General features: G+C 72.7%; 13 protein-coding genes. 6 read left to right on the forward strand and 7 right to left on the reverse strand.

Annotated features, from left to right (window positions below; all coding sequences use genetic code 11):
* Positions 1-37 precede the first annotated feature (37 nt).
* Positions 38-682 (forward strand): Lrp/AsnC family transcriptional regulator, encoded by a 645-nt coding sequence (locus BMW85_RS22680; protein WP_245775003.1) that lies wholly within the window; start codon positions 38-40, stop codon positions 680-682.
* 3 nt (positions 683-685) lie between these two features.
* Here BMW85_RS22680 and BMW85_RS22685 read toward each other — a convergent pair whose 3' ends face one another.
* Positions 686-1,024, reverse strand: a complete 339-nt coding sequence (locus BMW85_RS22685) for an avidin-fold protein (RefSeq protein ID WP_245775004.1) — start codon at positions 1,022-1,024, stop codon at positions 686-688.
* Between the two features lie 224 nt (positions 1,025-1,248).
* On the opposite strand from BMW85_RS22685, the gene BMW85_RS22690 reads away from it, so the two are divergent.
* The 4 genes from BMW85_RS22690 (at position 1,249) to BMW85_RS22705 (ending at position 4,929) form a co-directional block, all read left to right on the forward strand.
* On the forward strand, positions 1,249-2,016 hold the full coding sequence (locus BMW85_RS22690) for a bestrophin-like domain (protein ID WP_091084651.1): 768 nt from the start codon (positions 1,249-1,251) through the stop codon (positions 2,014-2,016).
* Positions 2,017-2,060: 44 nt separating this feature from the next.
* The gene (locus BMW85_RS22695; RefSeq protein WP_091084653.1) at positions 2,061-2,948 is read left to right on the forward strand and encodes a hypothetical protein; all 888 of its coding nucleotides are present in this window, start codon (positions 2,061-2,063) and stop codon (positions 2,946-2,948) included.
* A gap of 85 nt (positions 2,949-3,033) precedes the next feature.
* Complete coding sequence (locus tag BMW85_RS22700; RefSeq protein ID WP_091084656.1) at positions 3,034-3,819, forward strand: phosphotransferase enzyme family protein; 786 nt, start codon at positions 3,034-3,036, stop codon at positions 3,817-3,819.
* Positions 3,820-3,969: 150 nt separating this feature from the next.
* A complete protein-coding gene (locus BMW85_RS22705) occupies positions 3,970-4,929 on the forward strand; it encodes a coiled-coil domain-containing protein (protein WP_091084657.1) in 960 nt (319 codons plus the stop codon).
* A gap of 81 nt (positions 4,930-5,010) precedes the next feature.
* Here BMW85_RS22705 and BMW85_RS22710 read toward each other — a convergent pair whose 3' ends face one another.
* Together BMW85_RS22710 and BMW85_RS22715 are read right to left on the reverse strand one after the other, a co-directional pair.
* Positions 5,011-6,822, reverse strand: a complete 1,812-nt coding sequence (locus tag BMW85_RS22710; protein ID WP_091084660.1) for a hydroxysqualene dehydroxylase — start codon at positions 6,820-6,822, stop codon at positions 5,011-5,013.
* An 83-nt stretch (positions 6,823-6,905) separates the two neighbouring features.
* Positions 6,906-7,535, reverse strand: coding sequence for a TetR/AcrR family transcriptional regulator (locus BMW85_RS22715; protein ID WP_245775005.1), 630 nt, complete (start codon positions 7,533-7,535; stop codon positions 6,906-6,908).
* Positions 7,536-7,624: 89 nt separating this feature from the next.
* Here BMW85_RS22715 and BMW85_RS22720 point away from each other — a divergent pair, with 89 nt between their 5' ends.
* Positions 7,625-8,953: an NAD(P)/FAD-dependent oxidoreductase gene (locus BMW85_RS22720; protein ID WP_091084662.1), complete on the forward strand. Its 1,329-nt coding sequence runs from the start codon at positions 7,625-7,627 to the stop codon at positions 8,951-8,953.
* Between the two features lie 76 nt (positions 8,954-9,029).
* Here the strand turns inward: BMW85_RS22720 and BMW85_RS22725 are convergent, their stop codons facing one another.
* The 4 genes from BMW85_RS22725 to BMW85_RS22740 form a co-directional block, all read right to left on the reverse strand.
* Positions 9,030-9,743, reverse strand: a complete 714-nt coding sequence (locus tag BMW85_RS22725; protein ID WP_091084664.1) for an SRPBCC family protein — start codon at positions 9,741-9,743, stop codon at positions 9,030-9,032.
* 51 nt (positions 9,744-9,794) lie between these two features.
* Complete coding sequence (locus tag BMW85_RS22730) at positions 9,795-10,436, reverse strand: ArsR/SmtB family transcription factor (RefSeq protein WP_218155886.1); 642 nt, start codon at positions 10,434-10,436, stop codon at positions 9,795-9,797.
* 86 nt (positions 10,437-10,522) lie between these two features.
* The gene (locus BMW85_RS22735; RefSeq protein ID WP_091084666.1) at positions 10,523-11,437 is read right to left on the reverse strand and encodes a pirin family protein; all 915 of its coding nucleotides are present in this window, start codon (positions 11,435-11,437) and stop codon (positions 10,523-10,525) included.
* A 43-nt stretch (positions 11,438-11,480) separates the two neighbouring features.
* Positions 11,481-12,593, reverse strand: a complete 1,113-nt coding sequence (locus BMW85_RS22740; RefSeq protein WP_091084668.1) for an MBL fold metallo-hydrolase — start codon at positions 12,591-12,593, stop codon at positions 11,481-11,483.
* Positions 12,594-12,679 lie beyond the last annotated feature (86 nt).

The raw sequence follows: 12,679 nt of genomic DNA on the forward strand, positions 1-12,679 counted from the left end.
TGCGGTCGCTGAGACGTATATAAAGGTCAGTGAGGTAATGATGAGTGATATTTCTAGAAATGGGCATAGCGGGAGCGGTCAACCTGGACGGATCGGCATCGGTCTCGAACTGGACGACATCCATCTGAAGATCCTTGAGATCCTGCGCGAGAACGGCAGGATCTCGGTCGCCGCGCTGGCCGAACGGGTCGGCATCTCCCGGGCCAACGCCTACACGCGCTTCGAGGCGCTGCGCGCGGACGGCGCGATCAAGCGCTTCACCGCCGAGATCGACCACGGGCGGGCCGGGCTCGGCATCACCGCCCTGATCTTCGTGACCGTACGCCAGCAGATGTGGAAGCAGTTCCGGGCCGAGCTGGCCCGGATGCCCGAGGTGGAGTACTGCGCCATCACCACCGGCCAGCACGACGCCATGATCCAGGTGCGGGTGGCGGACGTCGCGGCCGTGCACAGCATGGTCACCGACCGGCTGGCCAACATCCCGGCGGTGAAGGCCACCGAGACGGTGTTCATCCTGGACGAGGTGCTGCGGCGGCCGTACGTGCTGCCCGGCGACGCCCGTCAGGCCGCCAGGCAGGCACGCCGCCCGGCCCCGTCGGAGGAGCGGGACGACGTGCCGCTCGGCAAGATGCGCTTCGTCGGCGCCGCCGAGGGCCGGGCCGCCCTGCGCAAGGACGACTGACGCCTACCCGGCCACTTCTGTGCACACGCTGACGTGCTGCGTGTCGTCGCCCTCGAAGCTGAACTCCTCCACCAGGCGCAGCAACCCGTCCTCGCCGGTCTCCAGACGGCTGCTGCTCCGGCCGCCCGCCGTGCCGCCCGCCTTCAACGCGTGCACGTACGAGATCCGCACGTCCTCACCCTCGCGGGTGCCCACGAAGCGCCCCTGGATGACGGTGTCGCCCGTGTAGCTGCCCCACACCAGCCCGTCGGACTCCCAGTAGTGGAACTCCGTCGGGCTGTCCGGGTCCACCGCGCTCGCGGTCGAGCTCACCATCACGAATTTACGGTCGTTGAGATTCACGGACCCATGGTCCACACATTTCCGGGACATCACCGCGCGGCTGGACGAATGGTCAGCGCCTCCGGTCATGCCGGCAAATCCGTCCAGCGGCCGGGCCGCGGCGGCTCCGCACCGACTCACGTTCGCACGCATTGCCACGGCTTTACCTTTCCGGGCCTCACGCCATCATTGCACGGTGTGATAGTAATGTGACACTGCGTATCCGGAGTTTTTCGGGAGATCCTATGGTGGCGTACGCGCTCTCGATCCTCGCGGCCGGCGGTGTGGTGGTGCTCGCCGCGCTGCTGTTCCGCAAGGTCCGCCGGGCGGAGGACGACCGAGATCCCGGCGGCCCCTCCGCCGGTCACGCCGGAGCGATGCTGTCGGCCCTGTTCCTGCTGGTGTTCGCCATCGCGATCATCGTGCCGTGGACCACCGCCGACGCCGCCCGCCAGAACACCCACGCCGAGAGCCAGGCCGCGGTCAACGCCTACTGGGCCGCCGCCGCCCTGCCTCCTGACGACGCCCGCCAGGTCCGCTCCGCCCTGCGCGACTACATCACCTTCGTGGTCCGCGACGAGTGGCCCCTCATGGCCCAGGGCCACATGGACCCGGTCGGCGCCGCCCGCATGGACGCCCTGCGCGGCCGGGTCAGCGCCCTGACGGTCAGCGGCACCGACCAGGAGGACGCCAAGACCGACCTGCTCTCACACCTCGGCGCCCTCTCCAGCGCGCGGGCCCAGCGCGCGGCCGACGCCGCCGCCACGCCGCCCGACGGCCTGCTGTTCCTGACCGTCCTCACGGGGCTCGTGGTGCTCGTCTTCCCCTTCATGGCCGGGGCCCGGCCGCGCGGGCTCACCCTGCTGCCGATGCTCGCCATGGGCGCCCTGCTCGGCTTCGGCGTCTACCTGACCTGGGACATCTCCCACGCCTTCGCCGGCCCCCTGGCGGTGGGGCCGGCGCCGTTCCAGGCGGCGCTGCAGGAGTTCTCCCGGATCGGCGGGAGCATGTGAGTACCGACGATGCGCAAGCCGCACCCCAGGACGAGGGGGGTGCGGTGGGGGGCGGATACCGCGTCGCGTCGTTGACGCTGCTCGCCGTCGCACTGCTCGCCGCCGCGGTCGCGGGCCCCGTGGTCGCCGACGAGGCCCGCTCCGGGGCGTCGCTCGCTGCGTACCCCCAGGTCGCGGCGCAGCCGCCCGAGCGTCTGGAAGACGGCGCGCTGCACGCCGCCAGGCCGGCGGACGCCGGCATCGGGGCGAGGAAGGTCTACGTCCGGGCGTCGGCACCGGGCAACCGGGACGGCAAGGTCCCGGTCGGCGCTTCCGTGCCAGGTGTCCGGGGTGGCAAGGTCCCGGTCGGTGGCTCCGTGCCGGGTGGGCGCGCGGGCAAGGTCCCGGTCGGCGGCTCGGTGCCGGGGACGCGGGGCCACAAGATGCCTCGCGCCGGGACGATGCCACAGATCAAGACGAGCAAGGTGCCCGACGGAAGGTCCGTGCCCGGGGCGCGGGCGGGGAAGGTGTCGCGGAACGGCTCGGTGGCGGGGGTGCGGGTGGGCCAGGCGCCGGTTCCGCACGTGTCGATCGCCGTCCGGCCGCCGGGTGGGCACCTCGTCCCCAAGGTCACCGTGCCGGGGATGACGATCTACCCCAGAGCCGTGTGCGAGGGCAACGTCCAGGTGGGGCAGTGCTCCCGGCGCGGCACGCCCCCTTCCGCGCCCCGCCCGCCGGGCGCGCCGCCCGTCGTACCGGTCCGCGCGGCGGTCACGCCCACGCCGACCCCGGCCGCGACCCCGGCGCCGAGCCTCACCCCGCCGGCTCGCGTCAGACAGGCCGCCGCTCCGCCGGCCCGCCGCAAGAACCCGCTGGGATCCGTCCTGGTCATGGTGGTCCTGGTGACCACGATCGCCTCCACCACCGCCGTCGCCTTCGGCGCCCGCCGCTGACCCCGCCGCCCTCGCCGTTCACGGCCGGCGCGTGGCACACTGGCCGCCGGCCGTCGTCGGTACGCGCCGGGCGGGGAGAGAGGCCGTGGAGGAGCTGCTCGGGGGGAGCGTCAACCGGGTCGTCAGGGTCGGCGACACCGTACGCCGGCTGACCGGCCCCTGGACGCCGGCCGTGCACGCGCTGCTCTCCCACCTGGCCGAGCGCGGGTTCACGGGCGCGCCCCGCGCCCATGGCGTCGACGCGCGGGGGCGGGAGATCCTCGACCACGTGCCCGGCGACGTCCCCGGCTACCCGCTGCCCGCGTGGGCACTGGCGGACGACGTGCCGGCAGGCGTCGCCAGGCTGCTGCGCGACTTCCACGACGCGACCGCCGGCTTCCCGGTGGATCCGGGGCTGACGTGGTACTTCCCGGCAGTGAGCCCGGCGGAGGTCGTCTGTCACGGCGACGTGGCCCCGTACAACTGCGTGTTCAGGGACGGGCGGCCGGTGGCGTTCATCGACTTCGACACCGCGCATCCCGGTCCGCGGGTCTGGGACGTGGCCTACGCCGCCTACCGTTTCGTCCCGCTCACCGATCCCCGCCGTCCGGACGGCCAGCCGGTGGACGCCCAGGCGCGCAGGCTGCGGCTGTTCGCGGACGCGTACGGGCTGGACCCGGCCGGACGTGACGCGCTGGTCGACACCGCGCGGGCCCGGCTCGCGCACCTGGTCAGGCACATGCGCGAGCAGGCGGCGGCCGGGCATCCCGGGTTCGCGAGCCACCTCGAACGCGGCGACGACCGCATCTACCTGGCCGACGACGAGCACCTCGCCCGGCACCGCGACACCTTCCGCCGGGCGTTGCGCGTCCACCCGCAGGACGCCCCGTAGGGGTACCCGTAATCGTCATAAAGTGCATACTGCCGCGTGTGATCCTCTACCATCACACCTCGGACAGAGGGCCCGGCCCTGTGGCTCGGGAGAAGGAGAAGTGTGGCGGCTGAGTCCCCCGCTCCGCGGTCATGCGTCCCGCGACGATCGGTGCGGTGGCGTCCGGTCCTCGCCGCCGTCTGCGCCGGACTGCTCGCCGGGGCGCCCGCGGCCCAGGCGGCGCCGAAGCCGACGGTCAAGCAGCTCAAGAAGGAACTGGCCGCCCTGCAGAAGGACTCCGACCGGCTCATCACCGACTACTACAGCAGCCGCATCGCCCACCAGAAGGCGGACAAGGCCGAGAAAGCGGCCCGCGAGAAGCTGACCGCCGCTCAGGAGGTCTTCGACCGCCACTCCACCGACCTGCGCGCGCTGGCCGTCGCCCACTACACCGGCGCCGAGCCGAACCAGACCGCCATGCTCGTCGCAAATCAGGACCCCGAGGCGCTGCTCAGCCGCCTGGCCCTCGTCCAGCACCTCGTCTCACTCCAGGACGCCAAGCTGCGCGGCTACGCCAAGGTCCGCGACGACCGGCAGCGGGCGCAGGAGGAGGCCACGGCCCGTGCGGAGGAGCTCGACCAGACGCTCGGCGAGCTGGAGGGCCGCAAGAAGAAGGCCGAGAAGCAGATCGAGCGCATCAAGGACAAGATCGACCAGCTCTACCGGGCGCCCGGCATGCGGCCGGACGGCACGTTCGTCCCGCAGCTCCCGCAGGGGGCGGACAACATCACGCCGCGCATGGCGCTGGTCAGGCAGCTCGTGAAGGAACGGTTCGAGGTGCCGTTCGGGATCGGCTGCTACCGCGCCATCCAGGACGGCGGCGAGCACCCGCTCGGCCGGGCCTGCGACTTCATGCTGAGCCACGGCGGCGCGCTGCCGTCGGCGGCCGAGCGCGCCCGCGGCGACCAGATCGCCGCCTGGGCCATCAAGAACGCCCGCCGCCTCGGCATCATGTACGTGATCTACCGCCAGCGCATCTGGCACACGCGCACGGGAGTCTGGCGCGCCATGTCCGACCGCGGCGGCACGACCGCCAACCACTACGACCACCCGCACATCTCGGTCTACTGAGGCCGCGGGCGTCCGTGGCCCGGGTGGCGGGGGGCCGGGCTTCCGTACGGGGCGTCCGCACGGAAGCCCGGCGCCGGCGTGTCACGGCCAGTAGGGGGCGAGGAGGTCGAACTTGTTCGGCAGGCGGAGCTGGTAGCGGACGTCGTCCAGGTCGTAGAGCGACTGGAACTCGCGCGGCAGGTACAGGTCGTACAGCTTGGCCTTGGTCGCGGAGGAGCCGGCGGCGTCGAGGATGGCGTTGGCCGTCGTGCGGCCGGCCTCGTTGCCGCCCTCCATGGTGGCCAGGTTGATGTTGTTGCGGACGTAGTCGGCGGCCAGGTAGAAGTTCGGGATCCGGGTGGTGGACTCGGGGCGGTTCGCCCACGAGCTCGGCGAGTTGATCAGCAGGGGCTCGTCGTTGGCCGCCGCCGGGGTGCCCTCGCCGGTGATGGCGGGGTCGACGAACCAGCTGTGGACGAGCGAGTCCGGCAGCAGCTGGTCTCCGTTGGGGGTGACGGCGCGGACCTGGGCCAGCACCTCCTGGACGATCTGCTGCCTGGTGCACTGCTTGGCGGTCTTGCCGAACAGGATGCCCGGTGAGTTCCAGTCGGACAGGTCGAGCGACAGGCAGTCCTTCGCGACGCCGTCGCCGTACGTGGCGGGGAAGTCGGTGGCCCAGAACTGGGCCTGGCTGATCGAGGTGAGCGCCCACGGGGTGCCGGCGTAGACGAGATGGCCCTCGGCGATCGGCCTGGGCTCCTTCAGGTAGATCATGACGCCGTTCATCCAGTCTGTCTCCAGGTGGCTCAACCTGGCCAGCTGGGGGTCGGCGGACTTCATCGCGCTCGACAGGATGGGCGTGAGACGCTCGACGGGCATCGCGGCGACGTAGTGGTCGGCGGTGACGGTGCCGGCGGCGCCGGTGGGGTCGGTCACCCGGGCGCCGGTGATCCGGCCGCCGCTGTAGTCGAAGCCGGTGGCGGTCCAGCCGACCTTGAACTGGACGCCGAGCCCGGTCAGGTAGTTGATCCAGGGGTCGAGCCACACGTCGTTGGACGGGCCGTTGAGCACCTGGTCGGGCGGACCGTACGGGCCGAGCCCGAGGGCGCTGTAGAGGAGCGCCTCGAACATCATGGCGATCGTGCGGGTGTTGGCCCGATCGGGCTGGGCTGCCACGAGGGAGGCGGTGAACATCCTCGACAGCAGTTCGCGGTACTCGGCGGACATGATGTCGGCCTTGGTGAAGTCGGAGAAGCTCATGTTCTCCCACTGGCCGAGCTTCCTGCGGGGACCGCTGGTGATGAACGTGATCATCTTCGACAGGAAGAAGTTCACCTGGGTGAGCGGGATGGAGGTGCCCGCGATGAGCGCGCTGCGTAAGTAGTCCTGGATGGCTTCCGGGGTGAGCCCGCCGCCGAGCTGGCTGGGGATGGGGACGCGCAGGAACTTCTTCCGGTAGGCGATGGCCGTGAGGCTGGCGGCGACCAGGTTGTCGCGCACGGTGCCGGAGCCGAACGGGATGCGGCTCATCGTGTCCGGCAGGTTCTGGTAGAAGCCGGGGAAGAACCGGAAGCCGTGCTCGCCGGGCAGGTCCTTGCGCCCGCCGGCGGCGGTGCCGGGCACGGGGATGCTCCTGGACTTGCCGCCGAGGACCTTGCGCTCGTACACGGTGACCTCGAAGCCGCGCTCGGCCAGCTCGTGGGCGGTGCTCAGACCTCCCATGCCGGCTCCGAAGACCGCCACCTTGCGGCCGGTGACGCTGGCCTTGAGGAGGGTGGGGGCGGCCGCTCTGGCGCCTTCCGCGGCCCATAGCGGCCCGGTCGCCGCTCCCGCGGCGGTGGCCAGCGCGCCGGTGACGAACCTTCGCCGGTTGATCCCGCTCTGACCGTTGTCGTGGATCTCCTGCTCTGCCATGGGGCGGCCTCCGCTCACCGTTAGCTAACCGACACGGCTGTTGGTTCAGCTAGGCGAGACGATGAACCCGTGGATCACTTCTGTCAAGCGGTGAATGTGCGCCCAGGCGTTTGGGACAGGCCGTTCCACAGCACGAGCATGGCGGCGTCGACGAGGCGCTCGCGCGGCATCGACGGGTTTCTCGCCCACCACTGGGCGAGGCCGTCGGTGCCGGAGAGGAGCAGCTCGACCACGGCGTGCGCGGTGTCGCTGTCGGGGTCGAGGCCGAGGTTGCGCAGGTCGCGCGCGAGCATCACGGCGACCGAGCGGGTGCGGGTCTCGCAGATGCCCCAGCGCACCGCCTTGATCTCGGGGTCGTTCTCGTCGGTGTGGTCGAACAGCAGGCGGCGCGCGTCGGGCCGGTCCTCTGAGAAGCTGAAATAGGCGTCGAGCGTGGCGCGCAGCCGCCGGCCCGGCGAGCCGGTGCCGGTGATGCGGGCGCCGATGTGCTCGACCAGCCGCGCGTTCTGCTCCTGCAGGACCGTGATCAGCAGGACCCGCTTGGACGGGAAGTGGTCGTAGAGCACCGAGCGGGTGACCCCGGCCGCGGCCGCGATCTCCTCCATGGCGGTCGCGTGGTAGCCGCGGGAGGCGAAGACCTCCAGGGCCGCCTCGGTGATGCGGGCCCGGCGGGCCGAGCCGCGCATGCGTTTCTTCGGCTCCTGGATCGCCATGCCCGGCAGCCTACCCCCGACCCGTTGACGCCGCGCCTCTCCGAGGCATAGAACCGACGCTAGAGTCGGTTAGCGCGCCGGGAGGCCCGATGCCAGAGCACGCAGACGTCGTCATCGCCGGAGCGCGCTGCGCGGGTTCCGCCACCGCGGCCGCCCTGGCGCGGCGCGGGGTCAGGGTGATCGCGGTGGATCCGGCGCGATTCCCGTCCACCACGGTCTCCACCCACCTGCTCTTCGCCTCGGGCGTCGCCGAGCTGGCCAGGACGGGCGCGCTGGAACGCGTCGAGAAGATCGGCGCGCCGAAGCTCTCCCGTGCCTTCGTCGGCGGCCCCGGCCACGCCGCCGCCGGCGGCTACACGCCCATCGACGGCATCGACTACGGCATGTGCGTGCGCAGGACCGCGCTGGACGCGGCTCTCGTCGACACGGCCCGCGCGGCCGGCGCCGAGGTCAGGGAGGGCCACCGGGTCGTCGACCTCCTGTGGGAGGGAGGCCGGGCGGTGGGCGTGAAGGTCAGCGAGCGCGGCGGCCGCGAGTACGAGATCCGCGCCAACCTGGTCGTCGGCGCGGACGGCCGTCGCTCGACCGTCGCCCGCCTGGTCGGCGCCGAGCAGCCCCGGCTGTCCCACGCCAACGGCCGGGCCTGTTACTACGCCTACTACGAGGACCCGCGTGAGGAGTGGCGCACCACGGCGGCGATGTGGCTGACGGGACGGGAGCTGGGCAACGCCTTCCCCTGCGACGGCGGGCTGTCGATGGTGCTGCTGATGCCGCCGGCCGAGCGGGCCGCGGACTTCCGGGGAGACCTGGAGGCGGAGTTCACTCGGACCGTCGGGCTCGTTCCGGGGCTGGCCCAGCGCCTGGAGGGGTGCACCAGGGCGACGAAGATCGTCAGCTCCGCGACGCACCCGTCGTACTTCCGCACCTCGGCGGGCCCCGGCTGGGCGCTGGTCGGCGATGCGGGGCACTTCAAGGACCCGGTCACGGCGCAGGGCATCCGCGACGCCGTGAAGTTCGGGCGGCTGCTGGGCGAGCGGGTCGCCGGCGTGGTGGACGATCCCGCGGCCCTCGACGAGGCGACGGCCGACTGGGAACGGTCGCGCGACCGGCAGTGCCTGATCATGTATCACTGGACGAACCTGCTCGGGCGCGGCGACGGGCTCGCGTACGTGCAGATCGAGCTGCTGCGCGGGCTGACCGAGGGGCCGCAGGGGGTGCGCCGGATCCTTGAGGTCTACTCCAGGATCCGGGACCCGCGCGAGACGCTGGCGATGGGCGGCATGGTCAAGGCCGTCGCGCGCGCCCTGCGCGGCAACCCGGGCGCCCGCCTGTCGGTGCTGAAGGCGACGGGCGAGGCGCTGCGCGAGATGGCCGGCCACCACGACGAGGCCAAGCGGCTGCTCCACCCGGCCTTATGAGGCCGGTCACGCGCGCCGGGCGCCGGCACCCGCGCGGCCCGGCAGCGGGCGCCGGGAGTTCGCGCGTCCGGCCTGATCAGGCCGCCGGGACGGCCCTGGACCACCAGGCGGTCCAGCGTGCATCCAGGGCCGCGAACTCCTCGTCCGTCTGCCCGTACGTGGTCAGCACCATCATGGCGACCCCCTCGGGGTGGACCGCGGCGGGCGGGGTGTGGGCGACCACGAGCAGGCCGTCGCCCCAGCCGTCGACGGTGAGGCCGAGCTGGCGATCCGTGCGGTACCAGACCGTGCCCGCGAGCGGCTCGCCGGTGGGAGCGGCGTGCTCGTACGGGGCGCCGGGGGCGAGGCCGGTGAGCGCGGCCAGGCCGGCGGCCGCCAGGGGCGGGGCGGCGCCGGAGCCCGAGAGGAAGACGGTGCGCCGGTCGGCGCCTGGATGGCGCTCCAGGGCGAACCTGAGCTGGTGGATGAAGGTGACCCAGCCCTCGTTGACGTCGTCGTAGTAGGAGTCCCACTCGGCGTCGCCGCTGAGCGGGGCGCGGGTCATGCGCAGGTGGGTGCGGCCCTCGCCGGCGTCGGTCAGCTCGAACCTGTCGCCGCCCTGGACCTCCACCCGGTGTTCCTCGGGCGACTCGGTGGCCTGCTGGGCGTAGATGAGCTCGATCTCCTTGTCGAGGCCGTCGAAGTGCCAGCCGTGCCAGCGCCGGATGAGCTCCGGGTCGCGCAGCGCCCGCCACACCTCCTCGACCGGTGCGGAGATGGTGACCTCCACGGTGAACCGCTCGTCTGTCATCGAAACTCCTGCGGGATGGGGGGACCTCCGCCGTCGGGCGCGGGGAGGGAGTCAGCCGGCCGGCTCCGCGCGCGGGGCGGGATGGCCGCCGGCGGTGAGGCGGTAGGGCCTGCCGCCGGGGGTGTCGTAGCGCGCCGCGAGGCGTGAGACGGCCTCGGCGAGCTCGTCGGTGAAGCGGTGCACGTCGCCCGGCTCGGCGAAGCGCACGTCGGCCTCCAGCGTGAAGGTCAGCAGGCGGACGCCCTGCCGGTCGGCCTCCGCCGCCATCCGGGTCACCTCGCGGACGGTGCCCGCGGCGACCTCGACCAGGTGCTCGGCGGCGTGCCGGTCGGCGATGCGGGTGAAGCCGGCGTCGACCCCGGCGGGGGTGAGCGCGGCGGGGGTGGGCGCGGCGGGGGTGGGCGCGGTGGGGGTGAGCACGGCGGGGTCGACGAGGAAGGCTTTGGCGGTGGCGCGCATCACCCGCTCGACGCAGCCGCGGCGGCGGCGCTCCTCGACGAGCTCGATCAGCTCCTCCTGCTCCAGCACTTTCAGGTGGTAGCCGACCCGCTGGCGGGGCTGGCCGAGCTCGGCCGCGAGCTGGACCGCCGACGCCGGCTCGCGGAGGCGGGCGAGGAGCTGTCTGCGGATGGGCGTCAGGGCGACGCGCAGGCGCTCGGGCTCGTCCATGAGCGACATCTCGGTGGCGGCCATGAGGTGATCGAACCATTGGACAGTATTTTTTGTCAATTGCGCGCCAGCGGTGGGAGCCTGGCGGCTGCTCGGCGAGGCTCAGCGGCTCACCTGACGCGTCCCCTCGGCTTGAGGCGGATGCCGGGCAGGACGGGCGCGGGGAGCGGGGCGCCGTCGAACCCCTCGACGACGCCGAACCCCTCGCCCTCCGCCCATTCCTTCCTGAAGGCCGCGATCTCGTCGTGCGAGCGGCCCACGAAGTTCCACCACATGACGATCTCCTCGCCGAACGGGGCGCCGCCGACGAGCAGCACCCGCCCGCGCCCGGCCAGCCTCAACCCGGCCCGCCCCGGCGGCAGGTAGGCCAGCGGACCCCGTTCCAGGCCCTCGACCTCGCCGTCGAGCAGCAGCAGCCCGTGCTCGAACCCGGGATCGAGCGGCACCTCGCCCGTGCCGTCCACCGCGATCTCCGCGCCGGTCAGCGGGGTGCGGGCGGTGGCGGGGGAGACCGCACCGCCCAGGGAACCCATGATCACCGTGGCGGCGAACCCGGGGCCCTCCAGCACCGGCAGCTTCGCGTGGTGCTCGAAGGAGGGCGCGTCGGCGCGGTGCTCCTCGGGCAACGCCACCCAGAGCTGCACCCCGTGCAGGGTCGTCTCGGCCGACTCCTCGGAGTGGGAGATGCCGCGGCCGGCGGTCATGAGGTTGAGCTGACCGGGGCGTACGCGCTGGAGGCTGCCCAGGCTGTCGCGATGCAGCACCTCGCCGGCGAGCAGCCAGGTGACGGTCTGCAGGCCGGTGTGCGGGTGGGGCGGCACGCGCATGGCGGTCACCTCGGGGCCGTAGGCGTCGAGGAAGCACCAGGCGCCGATCATGCGCCGCCGGGCGCCGGGAAGGGTCCTGCTCACGGACATCGCGCGCGGCCCGCCCAGCGGCACCGCCCGCCCCTCCAGCAGCTCGCCGCCCGCGCCGGGCTCACCGGCGCAGCGGATCTCCCGCGGTTCACGCTCCAGGTTGCTCACCCTCGCACTGTACGTCCGGCCGCCGCGTCGCCGGGTCGTACGGTCAGCCCAGGGTCTCCCACCAGCCGTCCACCGCCGGAGCCGCGGCGGCGTCCACGAGCTCGCCGGGACGCGGCACGACGATGGAGACCTCGCGCGCCTTCGCCTCCCGCCACAGCCGGTCCACCGGCTCCGCCCATGGGTGCAGCGCCAGCGTGAACGACGCCCAGTGCACCGGCAGCAGCAGCTTCCCGCCCAGGTCGAGGTGGGCGTTGACGGCCTCCTCCGGGTTCATGTGGATGTCCGGCCAGGCGGGGCTGTAGGCGCCGATGGGCATGAGCGTCAGGTCGAACGGCCCGTGCGCCGCCCCGATGCCCCGGTAGCCCTCGAAGTAGCCGGAGTCGCCCGCGTAGAACACCCGCTTGTTCGCGCCCGCCACCACCCACGACCCCCACAGGGTGTCGTTGCGGCGCAGGGACCGCCCCGAGAAGTGCCGGGCCGCCGTGGCGACGAAGCGCAGCCCCGCCACCTGGGCCTCCTCGTCCCAGTCCAGCTCGATGATCCGGTAGGCCGGCACGCCCCACCGCTCCAGGTGCGCCCCGATGCCCAGGGGCACCAGGAACGGCGCCTTCTGCGTCCGGACGAGCGACCGGACGGTCGCCAGGTCCAGATGGTCGTAGTGGTCATGGGAGATCGCGATGGCGTCGACCTGCGGCAGGTCGCCGATCGCGACCGGCAGGGGGTGGAGCCGCTTGGGGCCGACGAGCTGGGACGGCGAGACGCGCCGGCTCCACACCGGGTCGAACAGCACCCGCCTGCCCTCGATCTCCACCAGCGTCGAGGCGTGGCCGTACCAGACGACGCGCAGCCCGTCGGCGGGCGCCGGCCCGGTCGGCGGCACGCGCAGCGGCAGCGGGCCGGCCGGACGGCGCTGCTCCTTGTTCTTCGCCATCTCGCCCAGCAGGCCGACCGGCGGGGTGTTCATGACGTGGGTCGGCTCGGGCATCGAGTTGTAGAAGGAGCCGTCCCTGAACTGCTTCGAGCGCTGGATGCGCCCCGCCCGCTCCGGGCCGGACTCCAGCGGGCGTACCCCCAGCTCCGCCGGCACGTTGCGCACCACCCATCCGGCCGCCGCCAGGACGGCGCCGCCCGCCAGGATCCTCCGTGCCGTCCGCATTCCCGCCATCGCCCACACTCCCCTGGAAATCGGTCATCACATACCGGGACGGGGTCCCGGTGTTCCCCTCCGTACGATATATCGCG

Origin of the sequence: Nonomuraea wenchangensis (assembly GCF_900111685.1) — a bacterium.
GTDB classification, from domain to species: Bacteria; Actinomycetota; Actinomycetes; order Streptosporangiales; family Streptosporangiaceae; genus Nonomuraea; species Nonomuraea wenchangensis.